The sequence below is a fragment of the Curtobacterium sp. 320 genome, from assembly GCF_031455235.1.
GTDB lineage: Bacteria > Actinomycetota > Actinomycetes > Actinomycetales > Microbacteriaceae > Curtobacterium.
The window spans coordinates 111,326-136,012 of the sequence record NZ_JAVDSI010000007.1 but is presented as its reverse complement, the minus strand read 5'-3'; the positions used below and the strand labels follow the sequence as shown (position 1 = coordinate 136,012).

Annotated in this window: 22 protein-coding genes and 1 pseudogene; 10 read left to right on the top strand and 13 right to left on the bottom strand. The window is 67.2% G+C overall.

What is annotated here, in order from left to right:
• Positions 1–59 precede the first annotated feature (59 nt).
• The 3 genes from J2X60_RS11340 to J2X60_RS11330 all read right to left on the bottom strand — a co-directional run bounded on the left by J2X60_RS11340 (position 60) and on the right by J2X60_RS11330 (position 3,373).
• The gene (locus J2X60_RS11340; protein WP_309887522.1) at positions 60–1,016 is read right to left on the bottom strand and encodes a sugar ABC transporter permease; all 957 of its coding nucleotides are present in this window, start codon (positions 1,014–1,016) and stop codon (positions 60–62) included.
• Complete coding sequence (locus J2X60_RS11335; protein WP_309887520.1) at positions 1,013–2,278, bottom strand: extracellular solute-binding protein; 1,266 nt, start codon at positions 2,276–2,278, stop codon at positions 1,013–1,015. Before J2X60_RS11335 ends, J2X60_RS11340 begins: the two co-directional genes overlap by 4 nt.
• 90 nt (positions 2,279–2,368) lie before the next feature.
• A complete protein-coding gene (locus tag J2X60_RS11330) occupies positions 2,369–3,373 on the bottom strand; it encodes a PfkB family carbohydrate kinase (RefSeq protein ID WP_309887518.1) in 1,005 nt (334 codons plus the stop codon).
• Between the two features lie 116 nt (positions 3,374–3,489).
• Here J2X60_RS11330 and J2X60_RS11325 point away from each other — a divergent pair, with 116 nt between their 5' ends.
• The 3 genes from J2X60_RS11325 to J2X60_RS11315 all read left to right on the top strand — a co-directional run bounded on the left by J2X60_RS11325 (position 3,490) and on the right by J2X60_RS11315 (position 8,732).
• Positions 3,490–4,245: a DeoR/GlpR family DNA-binding transcription regulator gene (locus tag J2X60_RS11325; protein WP_309887515.1), complete on the top strand. Its 756-nt coding sequence runs from the start codon at positions 3,490–3,492 to the stop codon at positions 4,243–4,245.
• Positions 4,242–5,582: a 6-phospho-beta-glucosidase gene (locus J2X60_RS11320; protein WP_309887513.1), complete on the top strand. Its 1,341-nt coding sequence runs from the start codon at positions 4,242–4,244 to the stop codon at positions 5,580–5,582. The genes J2X60_RS11325 and J2X60_RS11320 overlap by 4 nt, the downstream gene beginning before the upstream one ends.
• Before the next feature lie 63 nt (positions 5,583–5,645).
• Complete coding sequence (locus J2X60_RS11315; RefSeq protein WP_396127792.1) at positions 5,646–8,732, top strand: alpha-mannosidase; 3,087 nt, start codon at positions 5,646–5,648, stop codon at positions 8,730–8,732.
• A gap of 318 nt (positions 8,733–9,050) precedes the next feature.
• Here J2X60_RS11315 and J2X60_RS11310 read toward each other — a convergent pair.
• Positions 9,051–9,179 (bottom strand): annotated as a pseudogene (locus tag J2X60_RS11310) (IS481 family transposase); the annotation flags it as partial.
• Between the two features lie 12 nt (positions 9,180–9,191).
• Here J2X60_RS11310 and J2X60_RS11305 point away from each other — a divergent pair.
• Positions 9,192–9,338 carry a hypothetical protein gene (locus J2X60_RS11305; RefSeq protein ID WP_309887509.1) on the top strand — a complete coding sequence of 49 codons (147 nt, stop codon included), beginning with the start codon at positions 9,192–9,194 and terminating at the stop codon, positions 9,336–9,338.
• Positions 9,339–10,011: 673 nt separating this feature from the next.
• Here J2X60_RS11305 and J2X60_RS11300 read toward each other — a convergent pair.
• Together J2X60_RS11300 and J2X60_RS11295 are read right to left on the bottom strand one after the other, a co-directional pair.
• On the bottom strand, positions 10,012–10,443 hold the full coding sequence (locus J2X60_RS11300) for a hypothetical protein (protein WP_309887507.1): 432 nt from the start codon (positions 10,441–10,443) through the stop codon (positions 10,012–10,014).
• Positions 10,444–10,545: 102 nt separating this feature from the next.
• Positions 10,546–10,800, bottom strand: coding sequence for a hypothetical protein (locus tag J2X60_RS11295; protein ID WP_309887504.1), 255 nt, complete (start codon positions 10,798–10,800; stop codon positions 10,546–10,548).
• Positions 10,801–11,415: 615 nt separating this feature from the next.
• Between J2X60_RS11295 and J2X60_RS11290 the strand changes: the two genes are divergently transcribed.
• Positions 11,416–11,760, top strand: a complete 345-nt coding sequence (locus tag J2X60_RS11290; RefSeq protein ID WP_309887503.1) for an Lsr2 family protein — start codon at positions 11,416–11,418, stop codon at positions 11,758–11,760.
• A gap of 317 nt (positions 11,761–12,077) precedes the next feature.
• Here the strand turns inward: J2X60_RS11290 and J2X60_RS11285 are convergent, their stop codons facing one another.
• Positions 12,078–12,530 (bottom strand): MarR family winged helix-turn-helix transcriptional regulator, encoded by a 453-nt coding sequence (locus J2X60_RS11285; protein ID WP_309887495.1) that lies wholly within the window; start codon positions 12,528–12,530, stop codon positions 12,078–12,080.
• A 58-nt stretch (positions 12,531–12,588) separates the two neighbouring features.
• On the opposite strand from J2X60_RS11285, the gene J2X60_RS11280 reads away from it, so the two are divergent.
• Positions 12,589–13,326, top strand: a complete 738-nt coding sequence (locus J2X60_RS11280) for an SDR family NAD(P)-dependent oxidoreductase (RefSeq protein WP_309887494.1) — start codon at positions 12,589–12,591, stop codon at positions 13,324–13,326.
• 80 nt (positions 13,327–13,406) lie between these two features.
• On the opposite strand, the gene J2X60_RS19060 is transcribed toward J2X60_RS11280, so the two are convergent.
• Positions 13,407–13,814, bottom strand: a complete 408-nt coding sequence (locus J2X60_RS19060) for a VOC family protein (protein WP_396127791.1) — start codon at positions 13,812–13,814, stop codon at positions 13,407–13,409.
• Between the two features lie 257 nt (positions 13,815–14,071).
• Positions 14,072–14,767, bottom strand: coding sequence for a helix-turn-helix domain-containing protein (locus tag J2X60_RS11275; protein WP_309887492.1), 696 nt, complete (start codon positions 14,765–14,767; stop codon positions 14,072–14,074).
• 66 nt (positions 14,768–14,833) lie between these two features.
• On the opposite strand from J2X60_RS11275, the gene J2X60_RS11270 reads away from it, so the two are divergent.
• Positions 14,834–16,231: a CoA transferase gene (locus tag J2X60_RS11270; RefSeq protein WP_309887490.1), complete on the top strand. Its 1,398-nt coding sequence runs from the start codon at positions 14,834–14,836 to the stop codon at positions 16,229–16,231.
• A 207-nt stretch (positions 16,232–16,438) separates the two neighbouring features.
• Positions 16,439–17,458: an acetyltransferase gene (locus J2X60_RS11265; RefSeq protein ID WP_309887488.1), complete on the top strand. Its 1,020-nt coding sequence runs from the start codon at positions 16,439–16,441 to the stop codon at positions 17,456–17,458.
• A gap of 171 nt (positions 17,459–17,629) precedes the next feature.
• Here J2X60_RS11265 and J2X60_RS11260 read toward each other — a convergent pair whose 3' ends face one another.
• The 4 genes from J2X60_RS11260 to J2X60_RS11245 all read right to left on the bottom strand — a co-directional run bounded on the left by J2X60_RS11260 (position 17,630) and on the right by J2X60_RS11245 (position 22,754).
• A complete protein-coding gene (locus J2X60_RS11260; RefSeq protein WP_309887486.1) occupies positions 17,630–18,493 on the bottom strand; it encodes a carbohydrate ABC transporter permease in 864 nt (287 codons plus the stop codon).
• Positions 18,493–19,419 carry a sugar ABC transporter permease gene (locus J2X60_RS11255; RefSeq protein WP_309887483.1) on the bottom strand — a complete coding sequence of 309 codons (927 nt, stop codon included), beginning with the start codon at positions 19,417–19,419 and terminating at the stop codon, positions 18,493–18,495. The genes J2X60_RS11260 and J2X60_RS11255 overlap by 1 nt, the downstream gene beginning before the upstream one ends.
• Positions 19,404–20,720: an extracellular solute-binding protein gene (locus tag J2X60_RS11250; protein WP_309887481.1), complete on the bottom strand. Its 1,317-nt coding sequence runs from the start codon at positions 20,718–20,720 to the stop codon at positions 19,404–19,406. The genes J2X60_RS11255 and J2X60_RS11250 overlap by 16 nt, the downstream gene beginning before the upstream one ends.
• A 63-nt stretch (positions 20,721–20,783) precedes the next feature.
• A complete protein-coding gene (locus tag J2X60_RS11245; protein ID WP_309887479.1) occupies positions 20,784–22,754 on the bottom strand; it encodes a cellulase family glycosylhydrolase in 1,971 nt (656 codons plus the stop codon).
• A 99-nt stretch (positions 22,755–22,853) separates the two neighbouring features.
• On the opposite strand from J2X60_RS11245, the gene J2X60_RS11240 reads away from it, so the two are divergent.
• Positions 22,854–23,516, top strand: coding sequence for a TetR/AcrR family transcriptional regulator (locus J2X60_RS11240; protein WP_309887477.1), 663 nt, complete (start codon positions 22,854–22,856; stop codon positions 23,514–23,516).
• On the top strand, positions 23,503–24,654 hold the full coding sequence (locus J2X60_RS11235) for a serine hydrolase domain-containing protein (RefSeq protein WP_309887475.1): 1,152 nt from the start codon (positions 23,503–23,505) through the stop codon (positions 24,652–24,654). Before J2X60_RS11240 ends, J2X60_RS11235 begins: the two co-directional genes overlap by 14 nt.
• The last annotated feature ends 33 nt before the right edge of the window (positions 24,655–24,687 follow it).

The window sequence follows — 24,687 nt, the reverse complement described above, 5'->3', positions numbered from 1 at the left end:
TCGACGGGTGACGGTTGCGCGGGTGGCAGGCACGGTGTTCGCGGGGCGGGTCAGGGCGGTCACGAGCGTGCCTCTTCCTTCCGGCCGGCGGTGAACCGCCAGCTGATGATGGTGAACACGACGACGATGAGGAACACGCCCCAGGCGATCGCGGCGCCGTACCCGAAGCGGTTGAAGCCGAAGGCCTGCTGGTAGAAGTACAGGACCATCGTCAGGCCGCCCTGCCCGGCACCACCGCTGTTCGTCGAGCCGGCTGTGGTGGTGAGAACCTGGGCCTCCGTGAAGCTCTGGAGGCCGGTGATGGTGCTGACGACGAGCACGAAGATCACTGTGGGACGCAGCAGCGGCAGGGTGATCGAGAAGAAACTCCGGAACGCCCCGGCGCCGTCGATCTTCGCGGCTTCGTAGACCTCGCCACCGATGGACTGCATGCCGGCGAGGAAGATGATCGCGTTGTACCCGGTCCACTGGTACGTGATGAGCAGCGACACCGTGACCTGGATGCCGAACGGCGTGCTCAGCCACGGGACGGCGGGGAGGCCGATCGCGTGCAGCAGCGTGTTCGCGAGCCCGAAGTTCTGCCCGAAGATCGAGCCGAACAGCACCGCCATCGCGACGACCGACGTGATGTTCGGGATGAAGTAGGCGATCCGGAACGCCGTGCTGTAGCGGACGGCGCTGTTAAGCATCGCGGCGATGACGATCGCGATGACGAGCATCGGGAACGTCGACAGCGCGAAGATGACGAACGTGTTCCTGATGGAGAGGTAGAACGTCGGGTCGGTGAAGAGCTTCTGGAAGTTCTCGAGGCCGACCCACGTGGGGTCGCCCAGTCCGTTCCAGTCCTGGAACGACAGGACGAGCGAGTACATCGTCGGGTAGAGCCCGAAGACGAGGAACAGGATGAAGAACGGTGCGACCGCGAGGTACATCGGCCAGGTGCGGCGGATGCCCCGCCGGCGAGGCCGGGTCGTGGGACCCGGCCCCGCCAGCGACGGCGCGACGGACGCGGTCACTTCGCTGATTCCAGGGCTGACTTCGCGGCCTTCACCGCGTCGTTCCACGCCTGGTCCGGGTCCTTGCCGCCCTGGATGTTGGTCAGCTCGACCAGGTACGGGGCCGACACCTGCGCGTCGTAGGGGCTGGTGTACTTCGTCGGCATCGACTCGATCGACTTCTGGAAGACCGAAACGGTGTCCTGTCCGCCGAAGAACGAGTCGCCCTTGGTCAGCGCCGACTCGGAGAGGGCCTTCGACGAGGACGGGAAGTTGCCGACCTGGCTGTACGTGGTGGCCTGCGCGGACGGGGCGACCAGCGCCTCGATCACCTTGAGGGCTGCCTTCTTGTCCGAGGTCGCCGCGGGGATGGTGAGGAACGAGCCGCCCGCATTGCCGGGGCCGCCCGGGGTCGCGGTAACACGCCACTTCCCCGAGGTGTCAGGTGCGGCGCTCTTGATGTCGCCGGCGTGCCACGCCGCGCCGATGACAGTCGGGATCTTGCCCTGGTTGACAGCCGACGCCCAGTCCGGGCTACCGTCCTCGATGTTCGCGACGATGCCGGCCTTCTCGGCGGTCACGGCGCGGTCCCAGGCCTCCTTCACCGTCGCGCTGTCGCCGGTGAACTTGCCCGACTTGCTCACGAAGCCACTGTCGGCCTGCGCCATCGACCAGCTGAAGACGTCGCCCATGGACACCTCAAGCGAGGCCCCGGTCTTCGCCTTGAGCTGCTTGCCGAACGCGAAGTACTTGTCCCACGTGCTCGTGGCGTCGGCGACCGCTGCGGGCTCGCTCGGCAGCCCGGCCTTGGCGAGGACGTCCTCGCGGTAGAACAGGGCCGAGGGACCGATGTCCGTCGGGATGCCGATGAGCTTGCCGTCCGACGTGGTGGCTTCGGCGAGCTTCCACTTCGGGAACTGCGCGAGGTAGGACGCGGGGACGAGCGACTTCAGGTCGGTGAAGAGGCTCGACTGCTGCAGGAAGTAGGGCATGTCCTCGCCCTTGACGCCGGTGATCGACGGCACGTTCGTCTTGCCGGTGAACGTCGTGACGAGCTTCTGCTTGAAGTCACCGCCGATCACGTTCACCTGCAGCTTGTCCGAGGCGAACTCCTTCTTCGCGCTCGAGACGACGGAGTCGCCGAGGGCGCCGGGCCAGAGCCACGCGGTGAGCTTGCCGTCGGAGGCGGACGATCCGGCGGAGCAGCCGGAGAGGATGAGTGCCGCGGCGACCGCGGTGGCGAGGACCGCGGCGGTGCGGCGTCGCTTCGTGGTGGTGCGCATGGAGTCTCCTGTGGTCGGGTGGAAGGGGGAGGAAGAGCGGGGAAACTAATGGGGCTTTGCTGGTGGGGCTGGGGTGGCGGAGCTGGGGGTTCAGTGGGCGCGGTCCGCCGGTTCGGCGGTCGCTGCCGGGAGGCCCGTGGTGACGAAGCCGTACCGGTCCCGGTCCGCGGCGGCCGGGTTGGCAGCCAGCCACGGTGCGAGTTCGTCCCGTCGGGGCGCGGTCGAGGCGCCGCCGGGTCGGGACACGGTGATCGCGGCGACGAGCGCCGCGAAGTCGATGCGCTCGCGCAGTGGACGGTCCTCGAGGGACGCGACCGCGAGCGCTGCGCAGAAGACGTCGCCGGCACCGGTCGCGTCGACGGCGCGCACTCGGACGGGCGGCGCGATGACCTCCTCGCCGGTGGACGAGTCGACGGCCACGACGCCGTCGCCGCCGAGCGTGACGACACTGAGCGGCACCCGCTCGGCGAGGGTCCGGGCGGCGGTACGGGCGTCGCCGGTCCGGGTGTAGGCCATGGCCTCGCGGTCGTTCGGCGTGAAGGCGTAGGCACCGTCGACGGCGTCGAGCAGGGCGGGGTCCCACGACCCGGTGGTGTCCCAGCCGACGTCGGCGAAGACCCGGGTCCCGCGGTTCGCGCTCGTCCGGACCCAGTCGGCGGTCGTCTCGTCGACGTGCAGGGCGGCGACCCGTCCGCCCTGCGCTGGGAGCAGTTCCGGCAGCGGGACGGGAGCCGCCGTCCCGCCGGTGACGATGGCTCGGTCGTGGTCGTAGCCCATGCAGGCGCTTACGGGAATCGACCATCCCGGAGCACGGCGGAGCAACGCAGTGCCGATCCCCTCGCGGGCGAGCGCGGCGCGGCAGAGGCCGCTGAGCTCATCGTCGCCGATCACCGCGGCGACGTCCGTGGACGCACCGAGTCGCGCGGCGGCGATGGCGAAGTTCGCGATGCCGCCTGGTGTCCAGGCGAAGTGCGGAGTCCAGTGCTCCTGTCCGAGCACAGGGCCGTGCGGCAGGTCGGCGAACACCGCGTCGAAGAAGAGCAGGCCCGCGACGAGCACGTCGGCATCGGTGCTCGAAGTTCGTCGGTCGTCCATCGCTGCTCCATCGGTCGGCGTGTGAGCACTTTCTAACACAGTTCGATCGAATACACGCATCTTTTTGGTTGAAAACAATTGCATCTTGAGCGAAGTTGATCGGTATGCTGATCGGCGTGAAGGACATCCGCGATCTCGCCATCCTCGACCACCTCCGGACGTCGCGCGCCGCGTCGGTCTCCGACCTCGCCGCCGCCACCGGGTCGAGCGTCGCGACGATCCGGCGTGACCTGCAGCGCCTCGACGACGCCGGTCTGCTGCGGCGGACGCACGGTGGCGCCGTCCTCCCCGACGCCCACGAGGGCGACTCCCCGTTCCTCGAGGTCGAGACCGTCAACCGCACTGCGAAGCGCCGGATCGCCGAGGCCGCGGCGCGCCTGGTCGAGGACGGCCACACGATCGTGCTCGACATCGGCACGACGGTGCTGCAGCTCGCCGACCTGCTCCGCGGCCGTCCGATCACCGTGATCACGGCGAACATGGCCGTGTTCGAGCTCCTCAAGGACGACCCGGCCGTACACCTCGTGCTCCTGCCGGGCGACTACGACCCCGTTTACCACTCGGTCTCGGGGCACCTGACCACCGACTCGCTCCGACTGATCCGCGCCGACCACGCCTTCCTCGGCGTCAGCGGGATCTCGACAACCGGGGACCTGCGCGATACCACGATCGCGCAGGTCCCCATCAAGCAGGCAATCGCGGATGCGTGCGACGAGGTCACCGTCCTCGCCGACAGCAACAAGTTCCCCGGCACCGGGGCGGCGCGCATCGACCTGCCTAGTTCGATCGTGCGGATCGTTACCGACGACGAACCGCCGGTCCCGGTTGCCGCCGCGTTCGCCGCGCACGGCGTGGAGGTTATCGTCGCATGAAGCTCGTCATGATCGGCGGTGGCGGCTTCCGCACACCGCTCGTGTACTCCGCCCTGATGCGCGACCACGAGCCCGGCCGCGTCACGGAAGTCGCACTCGTCGACGTCGACGTCGACCGCCTCCGCACGATGGCGCGGATCCTCACCGACCAGGCCGAAGGCGTGCCAGACGCGCCCACGGTGAGCGTGCATGCCGACGTCGAGGACGCGTTGCCCGGCGCGGACTTCGTCTTCTCGGCCATCCGGGTCGCGGGCATGGAGGGCCGCGCGACCGACGAACGGATCGGCCAGTCGCACGGCGTGATCGGGCAGGAGACCGTCGGATTCGGCGGGATCTCCTACGCCCTCCGGACGCTGCCCACCGTCATGGAGCTTGCGCACACCGTCAAGCGGCTCGCCCCCGACGCGTGGGTGATCAACTTCACGAACCCCGCGGGCGTCGTGACCGAGGCGATGTCCACGGTGCTCGGCGAGCGGGTCATCGGCATCTGCGACTCCCCGATTGGCCTCGCCCGGCGGGCGCTCGGCACCCTCGGTGTCCAGCACGGCCCCGACGTCGAGCTCGAATACGCGGGCCTCAACCACCTCGGCTGGCTGACCGCCGTGCGCGTCGACGGAGTCGACCGCCTGCCGGAGGTCCTCGCGGACGTCGGCAAGATCGAGTCCTTCGAAGAGGGCAAGCTCTTCGGCGCCGAGTGGATCCAGGCCCTCGGCGCGCTGCCCAACGAGTACCTGCACTACTACTCGTATCGCCGCGACGTCCTGCAGGCCGACCAGTACGCACCGCACACCCGTGCCCGGTACCTCGTCGAGCAGCAGGACCGCTTCTGGACCGTCGCCGGCGCGTGCGAGCACCCCTACCGGGCGTGGCAGGACAGCCGCAACGAGCGCGAAGCCAGCTACATGGCGACGAACCGGGACTCCGCCGGCATGGGCGAGCGCGACGTCGAGGACATGACCTCGGGTGGCTACGAGGACGTCGCGCTGTCGCTCATGCGCGGCATCGCGTACGACCAGCGCGCCCGGCTCATCCTCAACGTCCGGAACCGGGGCGCGCTCACTGGTGTGGACGACGACGCCGTCGTCGAGATCCCCTGCATGGTGGACGCCTCCGGAGCGCACCCGATCCCGGGCGCCCGTGTCCCGGACTTCGGACTCGGCACGGTCACCACCGTCAAGTACGTCGAACGCCAGACCGTCCAGGCGGCGCTGCACGGTGACCGGGCAGCAGCGCTACGCGCCCTCGCGCACCACCCGCTCGTCGACTCCGTTCGTGTCGCCCGCGCCCTGCTGGAGGACGCGCGCTCCTCATTCCCGCACCTGTCCTACCTTTCCTGAACCGCGCCTCCAGGTCGTTCCTGATCCGCGACCTGGAGGCGCCCGCCCGTGGAGACCCCGCCCATGCACCAGAACCAGAAGCTCGTCGAGGCGCGCATCGAGCGCGTCCTGAACGAACGCATCGTCCCGGCCGTCCACCAGGCCAGGACGCCCGTCGACCTCGCCGCGTGGCAGGTACCGGACGAACCCGTGCCCGCGGCCGAGGCACTGACGGCCGAGTACCAGCCGTTCGCGGTCGGCGAGCAGTGGGGCCGGGCATGGTCTACCTGGTGGTTCAAGGTCACCGGGACGGTCCCCGCGGAATGGGCCGGCCGAACGGTCGAGCTCCTCGTGGACCCGGGGTTCCAGGGCGACTGGCCCGGCAACCAGGCCGAAGGACTCCTGCACACGCCGGACGGCACACCGATCAAGGGCATCCACCCCCGCAACCACTACCTCCGCATCGCCGACGAGGCGCAGGGCGGCGAGCAGGTGCACCTCTACCTCGAGGCCGCGGCGAACCCGGACATCCTCGTCAACGAGTTCGTCCCGACGCGGTTCGGCTCGAAGAAGACCGCACCCGAGACGCCGATCTACACGTTCCGCACCGCTGTACTCGCGGTCTTCGAGCCTGAGGTCTGGGCGCTGCGCTTCGACGTCGAGGTGCTCTTCCAAATGGTCAAGGAGCTGCCGGAGACGGATCCGCGTCGCCAGGAGGTGCTCCGCGACCTCGAGCGTGCGATGGACGCCCTCGCGCTCGACGACATCGTCGGCACTGCCGCCGCGGCCCGGGCCGAGCTCGCCGGCGCTCTCGCGAGCCCGGCGAACCCGTCCGCCCACCGGCTCAGCGGTATCGGGCACGCGCACATCGACTCCGCCTGGCTCTGGCCGATCCGGGAAACGAAGCGCAAGACCGGCCGGACGTTCTCGAACGTGCTGGCACTGGCCGAGCAGTACCCGGACTTCAAGTTCGCGGCGTCGAGCGCCCAGCAGTACGCCTGGGTCAAGGAGCACTACCCCGCGGTGTTCGAGGGCATCAAGGCTGCCATCGCCCGCGGGCAGTGGATCGTCGTCGGCTCACAGTGGATCGAGCCGGACGGCAACCTGCCCGGCGGTGAGGCCATGGTGCGTCAGGTCACGCAGGGTCTGCGGTTCTTCGCGGACGAGCTCGGCGTCGAGACGCACGGCATCTGGTTGCCCGACTCCTTCGGCTACACCGCCGCGTTCCCGCAGATCGCCCGGCTCGCGGGACTCGACTGGTTCCTCACCCAGAAGCTGTCGTGGAACCAGACGAACACGTTCCCGCACCACACGTTCTGGTGGGAGGGCATCGACGGGTCGCGGATCTTCACGCATTTCCCGCCGATCGACACCTACAACTCGACGCTCGAGGGCGAGGAGCTGCATCACGCCGTTCGGCAGTTCCGGGAGAAGGGTGCAGCGACGACTTCCCTCGTGCCCTTCGGCTACGGCGACGGCGGCGGCGGACCGATCCGCGAGATGATGGAGCGCCAGCGCCGGGTCGAGTCACTCGAGGGCTCGCCCCGCGTCGAGATCGAGCGCCCCGACGACTTCTTCGCCCGGGCCCGCGAGGAGTACCCCGACGCACCGACTTGGGTTGGCGAGCTCTACCTCGAGCTGCACCGCGGGACGTTCACCTCGCACGCCCGCGAGAAGCGCGGCAATCGGAAAGCCGAGCACCTGCTTCGTGAAGCCGAGCTGTGGTGGACCGCTGCAGCGTTGCAGGGCGCCGCATATCCATACGAGTGCTTCGACGAGCTGTGGCAGGCCACGCTGCTCCAACAGTTCCACGACATCCTGCCCGGTTCGTCCATCCAATGGGTACACGAGGAGAACGAGGACACCTACCGGCGGAACCACGCCGAGATCGATCAGCTCATCCTGCGCGCGCTCTCCTATCTCGGAGCGGTCGGCGTCGTCGTGAACGCGGCGGACCACGACCGACGTGAACTCGTTGCAGACGAAACTGGCGCACCCGTCGGGGTGGTCGAGGCCCGCGCCCACGCGCTCTCTCCGCTGACGGTCCTCACACCCACCAATCCGGTGACCGCCACGCACGACGCGATCGGCGTCGTGCTCGACAACGGCCTGGTGCGCGTGCACGTCGACAGTGAGGGACTCATCGATTCGATCGTCGACCTCGCACACGATCGGGAGCTCGTGCCCACCGACCGCGCCGCGAACCTGCTGTACCTGCACGAGGACCTCCCGAATGCATGGGATGCCTGGGACATCGATGCGCACTACCGGAACTCGTTCATCGAGCTGCGGGGTGCACAGTCCGTCGAGCTCGTCACCGACGGTGACCTGCGCGCTACGGTGCGGATCCGCCGGCTGTTCGGTTCCTCCGAGCTCGTGCAGACCATCGCAGTACACGCCGATGACGTGCGCGTCCACCTCGGGATCGATCTGGACTGGCGCGAACGCGAGAAGCTCCTCAAGGCCTCACTGCCATTCGTCGTGCACGCGCAGCATCACAGTGCGGAGATCCAGTTCGGGCACCTGCGCCGCCCGACGCACACGAACACCTCGTGGGACGACGCCCGCTTCGAGGTGATGGCACACCGCTGGGTGCACGTCGAGGAGCCTGGCTACGGCATCGGCGTCACGAACGCCGGCACCTACGGGCACGACATCACCCGTCACGTGGGCAGCACTGGTGAGGTGGAAACCGAGATCCGCCTCAGCCTGGTCCGCGGCGCGCAGTCGCCCGACCCTCAGCAGGACCTCGGCCATCACACTTTCGCCTACGCCGTGCACCCCGGAGCATCGATCGCGGACGTTGTCGCAAGCGGGTACGACCAAAACCTGCCGCTCCGCGTCGTGAAAGGAGAACCTGCGGCGGCCGTGATCAGTGCTCCTGTCGTTGCAACTTCCTCCGGCATTCGGGTGGAATCCGTCAAGCTTGCCGATGACCGATCCGGAGATGTCATCGTGCGTGTGTATGAAGCACTGGGTGCTCGCACCGACGGAGAACTCGACCTCCGAATCGATGCTGTCTCGGTCGAGCAGGTGGACCTCCGTGAACGTCCGCTCACCGATCCGACCCTCACGGCCCGCCGCTTCACGAAGGACGGTGGGCGTGTCCGGCTCGGGCTACGGCCGTTCCAGGTCGTGACGCTGCGGATCCGACCGCGTGTCGCATCATGAAGGTAGCCTGACGCGGGCATCTCTCCCAAAGCGAAGAACGGCTGTGGCGGGCACTGCAACAGCTCAGCCAAGAGGTCGGTGCCGTGACGTGAGCCACACGATCGAGCGTCATGCGACGAACTCCGCCGGACTGTAAAATCCTCGAAGCGCTATCGACCGCCCCCGGTGGCCGCCTGCAAGCGCGGATCCTCCGAACCGGCTCGGGCTTAGACAAGAGCTGAATCGCTCACCGCATCAAGACACTTGAAGCCGACGAGCTCGTCAAACGCTCTACGTCGCGCGACGATCGCCAATCCGTACTCGTTCAGATTACGAGCGACGGTGCGCACACTGCCGCGAGACGCCGAGCTCCTTGGCGACATGAGCGACGGGACGGTGGTCCTGAATGCCACGAGCGACGAGCAATCGCCGTCCGTGCACCGTCAAACGGGCATTAGCGTGGGACACAGAGGCCTCCTGGTGACGGCAGAACTAGACAACTCCATCAAGCCAGGAGGGGCCGCAGGCCTCGGATGGTCTTCCGCCGCGGTCGACATCGACCTCACTCCCGACGAGATCACTGCGCTCGAGGAGCACTACCAGGCGCGGCCCGCCGGCGGATTCTAAGCGCCACGGATCTCCCGCGACCACCGATTGCGCCGCCAACCACTACATGTAGTGGTCAGCGGCGTGTCGCATCACAACATGCGCGATTACCGAGTGGCCATGGTGGTGTCGAAGAGGGTGGACCGTCCGCTCGTTCGCGGCAGGAAGGAGCGCGGAGTCATGGCCAAGTCCGGCAAGAGCAGCAGCGGTTCGTCGCAAAGCTCGATCACTGGCAAGTACGTGACGTCGAAGTACGCAAAGTCGCACCCCAGCACCACGCAGACCTCGCACAAGAAGAGCAAGTAACAAGCGCCGCGAAGCGGTGACTTGCTGGCGGGAATCCGGGAACCGGGTTCCCGCCAGTGCTCTGCATGAGCGTGCCTGAGGCCTGGGTCTAATGCTGCGACGGCTTCGGCTTTGGCGGCTGGATCTGCGAGTGGGGGCCGCACGGCCGGCGGTCGCTGCAATTGGCCTCCTGGCCCTCACTGGCAACCACCCCGACAACACGACGCTCAACCACCCCTGCAGACTCGTATTCGCAGACGGCGGACGAGACATCACCATCACGGGGCCACTCCTCGAGGAAGAAGCCGCCGCCACCCACACGGGGTTCTGGGGCTGAACCCCGAACAGCGCCCATCGCGGCGGAGGGTCACGTTCATGTCGTCGCTGACGGTTAATGCGGTGGTGCTGGTCATAGCCTCGTATCCCCTTGATGCTGATCGGGTGGGAGCTGTTCTTCTTCCTCGGGCCAGTAGTCCCACTGCAACAGGCGGGTGCGAGCACCCTGGTACGGGCCCTTGTTGGCGTGGATTGCACAGTCGTGGTTGTGGGGGTCGTACGCGGCTCGGTAGTACCGGTCGGCGTCGAAGTCAGCGGCGTTGTAGGCGTTCCACGCGGTGTCGACCTCGGCTTGCCGGGATTCCCAGCCCCACCGCTGTCCCTTTCGGAAGATCGCCCACTCCCGTTCGGTGAACTCCCCCATCGGGATCTCACGCGCTGGCGCCGGCGGCGCTGCGAGCTCGTCGTAGTCCGCAGGCCCGGCGAACACGTCGGCCGGCTGGGATGGCTCGGCGGCCGGCCTCGCCCATTCCCACCGTGGCGGGTTCGACGTGCTGTCGGTCATGGTCTGCATGTCCTCGGTCGTCAGGCGGCCAGCGCCGCGATCTTTTAGGACACACGGGGCTACGGGGAGGTATCCACTCTCGTGGGCACCTCCCCGTCTGTGTCACCGCTGCTTAACGAGCAAATCGAGGCGCTTGCCAGTGCGCCCCTCGGTCTCCACGTAGAGGTCAAACCCGCGCCCCGCCGCGTGCTCGTCAGCCCACGCAAGAACCTGCCGCACGTCGTCAGCACCCTCGAGCCTGTACTCGTCGGTTGACCCATTGCTGTCCACGAAATACACCCGATACACGGAGGTCTCGTACTCCGTCTGTACGTCCCGAGGGTCGACCTGCTGCGCACGCAGTCCCGAAGAGTTCATACGGATCAGGCTAAACGAGGACCGATCGCCGGCACACGACACCAACAGTGAGTGTTCACGCTGACCTGCTGGGTCACTTACCCAACCAACGAGAACGCGCTGGCCGCGGCTCACGCCGCAACGCGTCCTCGTACGCGCCCAACCACGCCAGTGCAGTGAGCTTGCGGACGTGTGCGGCTCCAGCTCGCTTGAGTACCCACAAGACGACACCAAAGAGGGCAGCCGCTTCAGCCGCGGAGACGAGAACAGACCAGCCATCGCCAGCACCACCCCGGAGAGCCGCGAGGATCACGCCGGCAACCGAGATCAGCAACGCAGTCCCGGAGAGCACCACCTCAGCGCCGTTCGCCGCGTGTGTCCGAAGTACTCCGAGTACGGCCATACGCGTGTCAGGATCGCCCGCTGTGGCCGACACGAAACGTTCCACCGCGGCCGCGTCGAGCTTGGCTTGCGAGTCTCCTGGGAGAAAGGGACGTGCGGTGACTTTCACACGCTCAGTGATATATGGAACGTCCTTATGGTCGAGAAGGAACCTGTCTTTCTCCTTAGACTGACCCACTATTTTCCATCCTCTGCAACAATGGACATTCCCGCCTCTCTTGATAGGAGAATTCTGTGGCACAGAAGGTCACCACTCACCTCATCGACGATCTCACCGGGGACACCATCGAAGAAGGCACGGGCAAGACCGTCCAGTTCTCCTTCGACGGTAACCACTACGAGATCGACCTCACCGCCAACAACGCTGACGCACTCCGCGAAGCGTTCTCGGATTACGTGGCCGCAGCGCGAAAGGTCAGCGGCCGCCAGACCCGCAACCCCGGCAGCACCGCACCGAAACGTGGCAACCCAGACGAGCTTGCGAAGATCCGCGAGTGGGCGAACGCAAACGGCTACGACGTCTCCAGCCGCGGCCGCATCAGCCAAGCAGTCCGCGACGCATACAACGCCGCACACTGACACGAAACACACTTCCTCAGGGGACCCGCACCCCCGAGCACCCAGACCGGCCGAACCGCCACGACACTGGCGGTTCGGCCGCTCCTACTACTGGCCGGCCGATACGAGCCTCTTATGTCAGTTTGGTCGTCCCGAGCCTGCCGCCCCACCGCCCCCCTCTTCTTCATCGCGGCCCGCGAGGAGCGCTAGGGCATGTACCGTTTGGCACCCCTCACCGGGCATTCTTGCGGGACCGCCATACGGAATGCCCAGGTCAACTAGCACACGGGCAAGTTGTGGCAATTGACGCCTCGTCCCCGTGCCCCATTAGCGACCGGCTATCGAGATGGCGCTGGTGGGCTGTCGAGCGCGAGGTGTTCGAGGACTCGCACCAGCGCAGCCTGGTCGGTGCCCTCGGTGCGTTGCAGGAGGTGTTTCCGGACCGCGTCGGCGTGGATCGGTCGGGCCACACGCACGAGACGCACTCCCTCGTCCGTGATCCGCACGAGCACGCCGCCATCGACCGCGGTGCGGCTGACGAGTCCGCGCTTCTCCATCCGCGTGAGCTGGTGGGACAGACGGGTGCGATCCCACTGCAGTGAGGCGCTGAGGTCGTTCTGTCGGAGCTCGCCGCCCCCGAGCTCGACGAGTCGGGTCACGATCCCGAAGTCTTGATCGGAAAGCCCGCAGCCAGCCTTGATGTCCTCGGCCACCCGCTGCCGGACGGTGTCCGCTGCGGTCTTCCACGCATGCCAGAGGCGTTGCTCGTGCTCGGTCAGCGGCGCGGTCATGAAGCGACTCTATCGACCCTCTGTTGACGCATCAACACGGAGCGAGCATGCTGTTGACATGACAACGCCAAACAGGATGCAGAAGGTCGCGCTCGTCACCGGCGGGAACAAGGGCATCGGGATCGCGATCGTCCGCGGTCTCGCGCGAGAAGGTTTCACGGTCCTCCTCGGCGCGCGCAGCGCCGAGGTCGGCCAGGCAGCCGCCGTCACCGTCGACGGTGACGTGCGCCCGGTCGTTCTCGACGTGACGAATCAGGACCAGATCGACGTTCTCGTCGCGGATGTCGCTGACGAGTTCGGTCGGCTCGACGTCCTGGTGAACAACGCCGGCGTGAACACGCTCACGTTCCGGCCGCTGGAGGACCTGCCCAAGCCGAGCGAGGAGACCGTCGACGACTTCAAGAACGTGTACGAGGTCAACGTCTTCGGCGTCGTGCGGATGATCGCCGCGTTCCTGCCGCTGCTGACGAACGCAGCGGCGCCTCGGATCGTGAACGTGACGAGCAAGCGCGGCTCGATCGGCGAGGCGGGGGCCTGGGTGGGGCAGCCCTCGATGGTGTACTCGAGCTCGAAGACCGCGGTCAACGCCATCACGGTGCACTACGCACGCGAGTTCGCGGACACCACGCTGAAGATCAACGGCGCCGCCCCTGGACACGTCGCAACGGACTTCAACGGCTTCCGCGGCACGCGCACCCCCGATGAGGGTGCGGCTGAGGCGGTGCGACTCGCGACCCTGCCTGCTGACGGCCCCACCGGCGCGGTCTTCGAGGACGACACGCAGCTCGCATGGTGACCGCGACCTCGCGCGAGATCCCGGTCGCCGGCAATCCCGAGATCCATCCGACGAGACAAGCATCCGGAAAGTAAGCGGTCTCAACCGGCACTCGGCTCCTGACGAGAGGGCGTCCGGTGAGGGGGTGCGATCAGTTCGAGGAATCCGCCGTGCGTACCCTCGAGATAGATAATGCGCGTGCCGGCGCGGGCACCGTTAGTCATCCGGTGTGGCGTCCCGACTGGTCGCCAGCCGTGTATGGCACACAACTCGAGCACCCGATCGAGGTCCGAGACCGTCAGCGCGATGTGCGCCGTGCCAATGCGCGCCGGGGAGCCCGCTCGCTTCGGCGGCTCGGGCGGGATGTACTGCAGGAGCTCGACTCGTTGGTGGCCGAGCGTGACCGTAGCTGCGCGGATCGTCGCCCCTCTCCGACGCCGGTGGTCGCGGCCGTCGTGTCTGCGTCGAGTGAGAAGACGCGTTCGACAGTGAAACCGAGCCCGGATCACCACAGCGACAAGGCGTCGTCCAGGTCGGTCACGGTGAGTCCGGAGTGAGCGACGTCCGAGACGAGCGGTGGTGTCATCAGATCAGTATCGGACTCGAACTCGTGATCACGATCGGCGTGTGACTGGTGCCGAGAATGTGACGAACGAACACCTCCGTCGGCGAATCGCCCGTGTTCGGGGCGTGCTGCGCCAGCTGGGGCGAGCCGTTCGGCGCTCGTACGCGGGCTGTCGATATCCGCGAACGACGCGTCGCGGCTTCATGATGGGCCGTTGCTCGTCAGTTCGTGGGCTGCGGTCTTCAGGAGTGCGGTGTCGATGCCTCGGCGGCCGAAGAGGACGAGCGCTCCGCGGTCGTCTCGGTCAGGGAAGACCGCGACCGCAGCGACGGGTTCTTGTGAGAGGCCGTCACTCCACGCCGTTCGTCGCCGCCGGATGGTGGGCAGGACCCGTTCGTATTCGTCGACGAGCTCCGGATGCGCTGGGCGCGCGTCGCGAAGCACGTTTGCACGCACGTCCTCTGGCGCAGCACTTAGGAGGAGCCGCCCGGCCGCCGTTGTGAGCGGGTTCCTCGGGAGGTACTGATCAGCAACGACAGCGAGGCGCTCGTCGAAGGGCCGCTGCGATCTTGCGGTGTAGACGACGTGGCGGCCGAGGAGAACGGCGATCGCACTTGCAGTGTTGAAGCGTTCCGCGATCGCGTCAACGTCGATCCTGGCCCACTGGACGTGCCGCGCGGCGAGGAGTTCGAGAACCAAAGGAGCCGGCCCGATACTGAGTCCACGCTCGGTGCGGATGAGCCAGCCGCGCGACACCAGCCCGAGGGCGATGTCATGAACGGATGACCTCGGGATGCGCAGTCGGCGCGCCAATTCACTCACCGTCAACGGGACGTCCGCGCGGGCCACCATGTCGAGTACGTCGACGATCCGGTCGACGCTGCGATGGAGACTCATGTGTTCAGGGTGCCGCAGATGCGGCAATTCTGTGATCTGCACCATCGGTGGCCCGAGGCTTCGCGTATGAACTCCACGCCGCTTCAGTACCTGTCCGAAGTTCTTTCCCTCGATCTCTCCAACGCGGAGATCGCTGGCTCCGAGCCCGAGACGACGTCCCCACATCGGCTCGCCGAGTGCATGGCGGCAGCGATGGCCGCACACGGGTCGGCGGCAGCGGGGTTCGGTGCGCTGCGAGGCGGTCCAACACGATCTGTGCGCGTCCGGACCGAGGATGCGCTGCTGCAGCTCATGGCTGTCTTTGCGACGCGGATAGGTGACGTGCCAGCCGCGGCCACCATGGAGGACCCGCATCTGTTGGGGGACAGCGACTTCTACACCTGCCGTGACGGCCGCGAGATCTTCATTCTCCTGTCCTTCCCGCACCTGCGCGATCGAGCCCTTCGCGTGCTCGACTGTGCGCCGGGAGCTGATCGGATCGCGGCAGCAGCCAAGGGCTGGGACGCGCTCGCACTCGAGGAAGCAATCGTTGCCGCCGGCGGGACGGCCACCATGGTGCGGTCCCGAGAGGAGTGGGCGGCGTCGGCCGCAGGGCACGCGATCGCCAGAGAACCGTTGGTGCGCCTCGAACGCACCGGTGACGCCTCCCCCGTCCACCGTGCGCCGCTCGCGCCGTCCGGCCCACCGCTGTCCGGTGTCCGCGTCATCGACTTCACGCATGTGATCGCCGGGCCAATTGCCGCTCGTCTGCTCGCGGAACTTGGTGCAGACGTCCTCCACGTGTCGCGTCCCGACCGGGCCGACCCGAACGCCATGATCATCGAGACCGGCGTCGGGAAGCGGAACGCGTTCTGCGACCTTCGAACAGCAGCGGGCAAGGCGCAGTTCGAGGACGTTCTCGCCGGTGCGGACATCGTCATCCACAGCTACCGCCACCTCGCCAGATTCGGATTGGACGCAGCACAGCTCGCCACCGGACACCCGGGGCTCGTCTTCGCCGACGTACACGGCTGGGGCGACCGCGGGCCGTGGGCAGACCGAGGCGGGTTCGATCAGCTCGCCTGCTCCGCGACCGGTTTCGCTCTTGAAGAGGGCGGCGGGGAGCGTGCCGCTCTTCCGCCGACGTACCTGTTGAATGACTACGTCGCCGGGTTCCTTCTGGCAGCAGGGATCGAGACCGCGCTGACCCGGCAGGCGACCGATGGCGGTTCCTGGCACGTGCACGTCGACCTCGCACGGGTCTGCACCTGGGTCCAGTCATTCGGGCCGAACCCGAACCAAATCACGGCCGGACCCGACCTTCGCGCTGGGCTCGCCGCCGTTGACACGGTGCAGATCGACGGACCGTTCGGACGCACCAGTGCCTTTCCGAGTTTCGTGCAGATCACCCCACCCTGGGACTTCGTGCGCGGTGTTCCTTCCCCGTTGGGATCATCGGCAATGAAGTGGTCGGACGCTCACTGACCTTCCTGGACTGCCGCCCGGGCGACTAGTCGATTCGTGGACCGCGGCGAGCCCGATCACGTTCCTGAAGAGGCGAACTCGTCGGACTGGTCGGCGTGCTCGTGGTCCTCGCCGCGGCCGTCGGCACGCTTCAGGTCGCCAGCAGCGGGAACCTGTTCTAGCGGATTCGGTTCGACGCCGACCGCACCGGCCGGTAGCGTGCACGCCGTGCTCGAGTTCCCGATGACGACCGACCGTTTCACCCTCGCTCCGCTCGGCGCGATCGACGGCTCGTCGTTCACCGCCTACCGTCGCGACCCCGACACCGCACGGTTCCAGTCGTGGACGCCGGCCTGGTCCGAGGCGGATACCGATGCACTCCTCGCATCGCAGCCGAGCACGGTGCGTGCGCAGTCTGGCGAGTGGCTCCAGATCGCCATGTGCGACCGGACGACGTCCGCGCTCGTCGGGGACCTCGCCGTCCACGCCGTCGCGGACCAGCCGGACACGTACGAGGTCGGGATGACCCTCGCGCCGGCGTCGCGAGGCGTCGGCGCCGGAGCAGAAGCGATGGGTCGCCTCGTCGAGGGGCTGTTCTGTCAGCAGGGCGCGCACCGGGTGTTCGCCGTGACCGACGGACGCAACGCCGCGGCGGGGCGGCTCTTCTCGCGCCTCGGGTTCCGGCACGAGGGACGCGCCGTCGAGGCGGACTGGTTCAAGGGCGAGTGGACCACGCTCGATACCTGGGCGGTGCTGCGCGGCGAGTTCGACGACCGGAGTGGGCCCGCCTTCGCCCTCCGAGCGGGCGACCCAGCGGAGTACCCGGCGCTCGGTGCGATCTGGCGGCGTGCCGTCGACGCCACGCACGACTTCCTCTCCGACGAGGACCGCGATGCGATCGAGGCGCAGCTGGCGACCGCGTACCTCCCGGCGGTGACGCTCGTCGTGGCCGAGTCCGGCGGCGAGCCGATCGGGTTCGCTGGGGTGCTCGACGGCGTCCTCGAGATGCTGTTCGTCGACCCCGACCACCACGGGAGGGGTGTCGGATCCGCCCTGCTGGCTCGGGCGGTCCGCGAGCACGGGGTCACCCGCCTGGACGTCAACGAACAGAACCCGGACGCCGCCTCCTTCTACACCCGCCGGGGCTTCCGGACGGTCGGACGGAGTCCGACCGACGAGGCCGGGCGCCCGTACCCGGTGCTGCACCTGGAGCTCGGTGAGCCAGGCGCCGACCGAGCGCGCTCGTAATCGCGAGCCCCATCGGGGCTGGCGGGGCCGCGTGTCCCGTCCGCGCGGCCCCGCCGCGGGGAGAACCACTCCCCGAGCGGGATGAATCAGGGATCCCGCTCCGTCCGCCCGGTCGAGGGCGGACGTCTGGTCACCGCACGGACCGCGGTAAGAGCTCACCCGAGCACGGGTTCACCCCTTCACCGCCCCGGCTGCGAAGGCGTCGATGAGTCGTCGCCGAAGGATGGCGTAGAACACGAAGACCGGGACAACGCTGATCACGACTCCGGCGGCGAGCCGTCCGAGGTCGACGTCGGCGCCTTGGAACGCCCCTTCGCTGCGGAGGAGCGGCAGCGCGACCTGCACCGTGTAGGAGGTGTTGGTCGTGATCACCTGGGCGAAGATGTACTCGTTCCAGGCGGACAGGAAGCACAAGATCGCGACAGTGGACAGCCCCGGGGTGACGATCGGCAATAGGACGTGCCGCATCCGTTGAGCCGCCGTCGCCCCGTCCAGTTCCGCCGATTCCTCGATCTCCTTCGGCACCGCTCGGAAGAACGGGATCATGAGCAGCACCGCCAACGGAACGTTCATCGCCGCGTAGAACAGGACGAGGAACAGCAGCGGCGCATGGATCAGCCCCGTCTTCACCGCGAACAGGTACGTCGGCACGAGCACGGCGAACTGCGGAATGAGGAACGCGAAGCCGAACGCAACCTGCGCGAAGGTCGAGAAGGCACCGGCACGGCGAGCGATCCCGTGCGCCGCCGGAGCGGCGAGCAGGATCGTGAGGGCGACCGAACCGATAGCGACGCCGAGCGAGTTGCCGGACGACGCCAGCAGCGCGACCGACCGGTTCGCGTCGAGGAACTTCTCGAACGAGAACGCAGACGGCAATCCGAGCGGATTCAGGGTGATATCGAGGTTCGACTTGAACGCGCTGACCAGCAGGTAGTAGAGGGGCAGCAGGATGAGGATCGCGTAGACAACGACGGGGGTGTACGCCGCCGTCCATCCCAGCGATCGCTTCACCCGGGTGACACGTGATTGCATCATCACTCCCTGGTCCGGAAGGCGAATCGGATGACGCCCATGCCGATCAGCCCGACCAGCAGGCCGACGACACCGATCGCCTGGCTGTAGCCGATCCGCCCGGACACGAACGCCTGGTCGTACAGGTAGAAGGCGAGGGTCATCGTGCTCGAGCCCGGCCCTCCGTTGGTGAGCAGCAGGACGGTTCCCGCCGATCCGAGGAAGAGCCAGAGGAACTGCAACATCGTCATCAGTCCCACGAAGTCCTTCGTCATCGGGTATGCGATGGAGAACATCTCCCGCCAGACGCCCGCGCCGTCCAGCCGCGCGGCCTCGTACGTCTCGGGCGAGATCCGGCCGAGGGCAGCAGAGAAGATGACACCGGTCGCGCCGATACCGGCCCATGCTTCCGTGGCGATGACGGACCAGAGCGCGGTCGACGGGTTCGACAACCAGAGGTGCTGCAGACCACCGAGCCCGACCGCACCCAGGATGCTGTTGATCGCGCCGGACGGCTGGTACAGGCCGGTGAACATCATCGCCCGCGCGGACGCTGACACGATCCACGGTGTGAAGAGGATCACCGACAGCACCGCGTGGCCAGGTGGTCGTCGGCTGAGGAAGAAGCCGAGCAGGAACCCGCCGGGGATGATGAGCAGCAGCCCGACGCCGACGTAGAGGACGGTGTTGACGATGGCGGTTCGGAGGATCTCGTCCTGGAACAGGTACCGGTAGTTGGTCAGGCCGCCGAAGTGCGGCTGGGCGACGAGGCTGTTCCAGTTGAAGAAGCTCAGCGCGATCATCGCCAGCAGCGGCAGGACCATGAACAGCCCGTACCACGCCAGCGCAGGCGTCACCTCGGTGACCTGACTGCGCCGCTGTCGGCGGACGTGGCGCCGTCGAGCGATCGTGCTCGGCAGCGCAACTGACTCGATCAGTTGGCTTGCCATGCCTGCTCCAAGCTCTGCGTGACCTGCGCTGCGGTCGCACCCTTGACGAACGCCTGGGTCGACGCGCGGAAGAACGCCGAGGTCACCGTGGGTGAAAGGCTGTTGTAGGTGGGCTGGAAGACGGACGTGTCCTTCGGCAGTTCTTCCTGCGACTCGACGTTCAGTTTCGGCAGGGTCTTCGTGTCCAGGTCGAGGGTCCCGGTCTTCGCCGGCGACACGTACCCGAGGTTCGCGAACGCGGTGAGGTTCTTCTTCTCGTACATGAACTGCACGAACTTCTTCACCGCGTCGGCCTTCTTCTCGCCGTTCGGGCTGATCCAGACACCGGTGGACTGGCCGGCGAAGCTGATCGGCTTGTCGACGGGGCTGCCGCTCGGGAGCGGGAAGCCGCCGAGCCGGATGTCGAGGTTCCCGAACGAGGTCGCGGCGTTGCCGTACCCCCAGGAGCCGTCGAAGAGCATCGCTGCTTTCCCGGCTCCGAACGCAGCGACTTGGTCGGGGTACTTCATCCCGGCGGAGTCGTCATCGAACACACCCGCGTCGCGGAGCTGCAGCATGCCGTCGATGACCTTCTGGCCGTCAGCATCGGACCAGTCCCCGGTCGCGAACAGTTTCGTCAAGCGCTTCTCGCCGATCTTCGCGAGGCCCACGAGGGTGATCACGGCGGGCGCGGGGTAGTCGGCGGCGCCGACGGCGAACGGTTGGACGCCGGTGTCGCGGAGCTTCTTCGAGTCAGAGATCAGCTCGTCCCACGTCGACGGAGGCGTGTCGATGCCCGCCTTCTTCAGGAGGCCCATGTTGTACCACATCGGCCAGTTGTAGCCTTCGAGGGGGAAGGCCTGCAGTTGCCCCTTCGTGTTCGTCCACGCCTGCAGCGCGGACTTCGAGAACGTGTCGTCGAGGCCCCAGGACTTCAGGTACTTCTTCACGTCCACGGTGGCACCGTTCTGCAGCCAGGTCGTCGGATCACCGACGAGGTTCGTCATGACGATGTCCTGCTCGTTGCCCGCGACGATCGACTTGCCGTACGTCGTGGGGAGATCGGTCTGTGCGACGAAGTCGTTGCTCACGTCGATGCCAGGGTTCGCCTTCTCGAAGTCGGCACTGAGGCCGTTGAGCCACTTCCCGGCCGGGCTGCTACCGGAGTAGAGACTCAGGGTGGTGATCTTCGTCGTCCCACCGGACGTGTCCGCGGTCGTCGAAGTGGAGCAGCCAGTCATGGCGATCGCCACCGCAGCGGCAAGGACCGCCGCTGCGGCGCTCCTGCGTCGAATGGTCCGGCTGGTCTGGATGATGGTCATCGGGTTCTCTTTTCTCATCGTTGAGTGTGAGCAAGGTGGTGCGGAAAGGGGACCGTCGACAGATCAGGCGTCGGCGGCGACCCCGGTCATCGACGTGCGTGCACGATCAGGGTCGAGATCGTCGTGGCGGTCCAGAACGACTGCCGCGAACGCGGGGAGATGCACCGCAGCCGTGTCGCCGTCGGCGTGGCGGACGATCGTGTCACTGTCCGACCCGGCCGTGTTGACGACGACTGTGTGGACGCCGCCGTCGTCGGTCAGGAGCGTGTCGGCGAAGGAGTCGAGGTCATCGGTGCTGACGTGCGCTGACACGCCTGCAACCACGGCCAACGCTCGGTAGAGCTGAGCCAGCGGGCGGTGGTCGACGTGCGGTGTGCGTGCGCAGAGGAGCTCAAGTGGGTACGTGGAGAGCACTGTGCGTCCGAGGCCGCGTTCGTGCACGAGGATCGCGGGACGTCCGTGCCCGTCCCGCGCCACGACCTGGGCCGCCTCAGCCTCGACGGGCAGGAACGCTCGCGCCTCCGAGGCACCTCCGGCGGGGAACTGCAGCACGGTGCCTTCTTGGATGTCGCCGAAGTCGGCGCAGAAACGGATCTCGATGAGGTCATCGGTGATGGGTTCCGTGACGCCGTAGCGCGATCGCTTCCAGATGCCGAACGCCTCGTCGGCGTCGGGCCACCACCACGCGCGCTGGTTCAACGTCTCTCCGACGCAGTGACTGACCCAGACGGTGGACCCCGCGGCGGCTGCGTTCAGGAGCGCTCGCGTTCCGGGAGTGGTGATGGCCTTCGCGGACGGGACGATCAGCAAGGACGCCGACGGGATGGCGGCATCGTCAGCGACCATGGCCGGTGGCGCGTCTGCAAGTCGTGAGGCGATGTACGCCTCGAGCAGTGCAGCGCGGATTGCGTCGTTCTCGGTCTCGGACCAGAACGGCTGGTGCTCGGTGAAGTAGCCGCTGACGACCAGCCCGACCTGCGCTGGGGCGCGGTGAGCAGCGGCGAGGCCCCGTTCTTCGACGGTCCTCGAGAACCGGGCGAGCTCCTCCAGCGCCGGCTTGGCTCGTCCGGTGGTATCGGTGAGGCCGAACGAGAGCTCGAAGGGGCGGTGGTCGTAGGGCTCCTGTGTGACAGCGGCGAAGTCGGTGTTGTTCCAAGCGATCCATCCCGTCACGCCGGCGGTGAGTGTCGTCCACAGGATCTGCCGGTAGTAGTCGGCGGCGTGGTCCTCGGCGACGAACGAGTCGCTCACACCGAATTCCTCGAGGACGACTGGCTTGCCGTACCCCGCGCAGAGCTCGGCATTGAAAGCCGGGATGAAGTGCTGCCGGAGCAGGTCGTCGCTCATGTGGTAGGCGTGCGGTCCGATCCAGTCGACCAACGGCGCGGTCCAGGAAAGCCTGAACCCGTTGTCCGCTCCCATGACCTCCTTACCCCACGCGCCGTCGCCCAACGAGACGGGCTGGTGACCACCTGCCGCACGGACGGCTTGCACCATGAGCTCTGCCCAGGACCGGATCGCGTCGCCGTCGACGTGTTCGGCGGGACTCATCAGCCCGCCGCCGCCGCCGTACAGCGGCATCTCGTTGGAGATCAGCCACCCGCTGACAGCCGGGTGATCGTGGAAGCGAGCCACCATCTCGCGGATGAACCACGCCTGACGCCCAACCATCCAGACGTCGCTGTAGAGGTCGCGCCCCCCACGCCAGGCCGGATCCCAGTTCTGACCGGACATGTGGCCGATCAAGAACGTCGGGATCGTGGTCATCCCCAGTGCCTGGTGCAAGTCGAGGAACTCCTCGAAGGCAGCACACCGCGTCTCGTCGATCGACCAGGGCTCCGGGTGGAAATCGGGCCAGAAGAAGAACGACCGCGTGAACGAGACACCGTGCCGCCGCATCACCTCCAGCTCCGTTCGGACAAGCGCCGCGTCGAAGTCGCGCCACATGAACGGGCCGCCGCCGCGTGACCAGAAGTTCACGCCCACGGGAGGGTCGAAGTGTGCGCGCATCGGGCGCTCGATCTGGGTCCGCATCACCCGGTCCTTCCGCTTCGTCGTCGGGGTGTCGGAAGAGTAACCACGAAAACCGCTCACCTGCAAGCATTTTGTTCGGGAGCGCGGTACGCTCGCCTCGTGACGAACGGGAAACGGCGCGGACCCTACGCGAAGACCGCCGCCCAGCGAGAGAACATCCTCGCGGCGGCGAGGCGCAGCTTTGCTCGGTTCGGGTACAGCGGGTCATCGATGCGCGGCATCGCCGAAGAAGCAGGCATGACTTTCGCCGGCCTCCGTCACCACTTCCCGACGAAGGACGAACTCCTCATCGCGGTGCTCGAGCATCGGGATCAGGAGCACCAGGACCAACAGCGGCAGCTGCACGGCTCGGCGTACGTCCGTGACTTGACTCGCCTGCTGATGCAGTCGCTCGGCGAGCCGGCCATCACGGAGGTGTTCACGACGCTCTCCGCTGAAGCGGTGGCGAGGGATCATCCAGCGCACGAGTTCTTCACGACTCGGTACGAACGCATCCGACACCAGTTTGCGGACGAGGTCCGCCGGGCCGAGGACGAGGGTTGGGCGCCGCGGATCGGCTCGGACGATGCGGCGGTGTTGATCGCCGCTGTGATGGACGGATTGCAGTTGCAATGGCTCCTCGACGAACGCATCGACGCACAGCGGATCTTCGGCGAGTTCATGCGCATCGCGGGTCTCGAGGCAGGAACCGCGGTCACCGCTCCCGCTGGCAGCTTCGACGACGCGTCGGAACACCCGCAGGCGCCCGATGACCGGCGCTGAGGTGCGCGGGTCCGTGTCAGCGGGCTTCGACGCCGTCGCCGACGCGTTCGGTGCGAATTTCGCGCGTGGGGCCGAGACCGGCGCCGCAGTGAGCGTGTACCGCAATGGGGAACCCGTCGTGCAGCTGTACGCCGGGGTGACAGATGACGGATCTGCCTTCACCGGGGTCACCCGCAGCGTGGTGTTCTCCGTCAGCAAGGGCATCACGACGATCTGTGTGCTCATGGCAGCCGAGCAAGGACTGCTCAGCCTCGACACCCCGGTCGCGGAGTATTGGCCGGAGTTCGCCGCAAACGGCAAGAGCACCGTCACACTCCGGCAGATGCTCGCGCATCGAGCAGGCCTGGTCGCCCCCGATGAACCGATTACGATGCAGCAGCTCCAGGAGTGGTCCCCCGTCGCGGACGCGCTTGCTGCGCAGGAGCCGACATGGGAACCGGGGACGGCGCACGCATATCACGCCATCACGTTCGGTTGGCTCGCCGGCGAAGCCCTCCGTCGCGCAACGGGCCACAGGCCAGCGGAGTGGCTGCAGCACCACATCGCCGAACCGCTCGGCATCCAACTGTCATTCGGCGTCGATCCGTCGAGCGCCGACTTCTCCTACCAGATCGTCCCACCGCCCAGCAGCACACCAGACCGTCCCGCTGCCACAACGGCCGATCTCGAAGCGGTAGCAATGCAGAACCGGATCATGGGGATGCACGGCGCGTTCGATGGTGCGCACCTGTTCGACAGCGCCAACCGACCGGACTTCCTCGCCGCGGAACTACCCGCCGCCAACTTGGTCGCCACGGCGGACGAACTCGCGCAGATCTACGCAGCCACGGTCGGCGGTCTCAACGGCGTCGAACTGTTGCAGCCCGCGACCGTGCGAGATGCCCTGCGGGTCCAGTCAAGCGGCCCACCGTTCCTTGGCGACGACTGGGGACTGCGCTGGGGCACCGGCTTCATGATCGACTCACTCACGCGCCGCATGGCAGGCGCAGGCAGCTTCGGCCACGACGGCGCCGGCGGACAACTCGCGTTCGCGCATGCGGGGACGGGTCTGTCTTTCGCCTACGTCACCAACCGACCAGGAGGCGACGCCGACAGCCGTGCGGAATCGCTCTGCGAGGCGCTCCGCTCCTGCCTGTGACCGTCTGACCACACACCTGCTGAGGACCACCAC

Excerpts from the sequence above, each read along its gene's own strand:
- J2X60_RS11255 (WP_309887483.1), bottom strand. The coding sequence starts at position 19,419 with ATGGCAAGCCAACTGATCGAGTCAGTTGCGCTGCCGAGCACGATCGCT.
- J2X60_RS11315 (WP_396127792.1), top strand. The coding sequence starts at position 5,646 with ATGCACCAGAACCAGAAGCTCGTCGAGGCGCGCATCGAGCGCGTCCTG.
- J2X60_RS11295 (WP_309887504.1), bottom strand. The coding sequence starts at position 10,800 with ATGAACTCTTCGGGACTGCGTGCGCAGCAGGTCGACCCTCGGGACGTA.
- J2X60_RS11270 (WP_309887490.1), top strand. The coding sequence starts at position 14,834 with ATGAACTCCACGCCGCTTCAGTACCTGTCCGAAGTTCTTTCCCTCGAT.
- J2X60_RS11335 (WP_309887520.1), bottom strand. The coding sequence starts at position 2,278 with ATGCGCACCACCACGAAGCGACGCCGCACCGCCGCGGTCCTCGCCACC.
- J2X60_RS11320 (WP_309887513.1), top strand. The coding sequence starts at position 4,242 with ATGAAGCTCGTCATGATCGGCGGTGGCGGCTTCCGCACACCGCTCGTG.
- J2X60_RS11280 (WP_309887494.1), top strand. The coding sequence starts at position 12,589 with ATGACAACGCCAAACAGGATGCAGAAGGTCGCGCTCGTCACCGGCGGG.
- J2X60_RS11300 (WP_309887507.1), bottom strand. The coding sequence starts at position 10,443 with ATGACCGACAGCACGTCGAACCCGCCACGGTGGGAATGGGCGAGGCCG.
- J2X60_RS11330 (WP_309887518.1), bottom strand. The coding sequence starts at position 3,373 with ATGGACGACCGACGAACTTCGAGCACCGATGCCGACGTGCTCGTCGCG.
- J2X60_RS11235 (WP_309887475.1), top strand. The coding sequence starts at position 23,503 with ATGACCGGCGCTGAGGTGCGCGGGTCCGTGTCAGCGGGCTTCGACGCC.
- J2X60_RS11245 (WP_309887479.1), bottom strand. The coding sequence starts at position 22,754 with ATGCGGACCCAGATCGAGCGCCCGATGCGCGCACACTTCGACCCTCCC.
- J2X60_RS11250 (WP_309887481.1), bottom strand. The coding sequence starts at position 20,720 with ATGACCATCATCCAGACCAGCCGGACCATTCGACGCAGGAGCGCCGCA.
- J2X60_RS11285 (WP_309887495.1), bottom strand. The coding sequence starts at position 12,530 with ATGACCGCGCCGCTGACCGAGCACGAGCAACGCCTCTGGCATGCGTGG.
- J2X60_RS11260 (WP_309887486.1), bottom strand. The coding sequence starts at position 18,493 with ATGATGCAATCACGTGTCACCCGGGTGAAGCGATCGCTGGGATGGACG.
- J2X60_RS11275 (WP_309887492.1), bottom strand. The coding sequence starts at position 14,767 with ATGAGTCTCCATCGCAGCGTCGACCGGATCGTCGACGTACTCGACATG.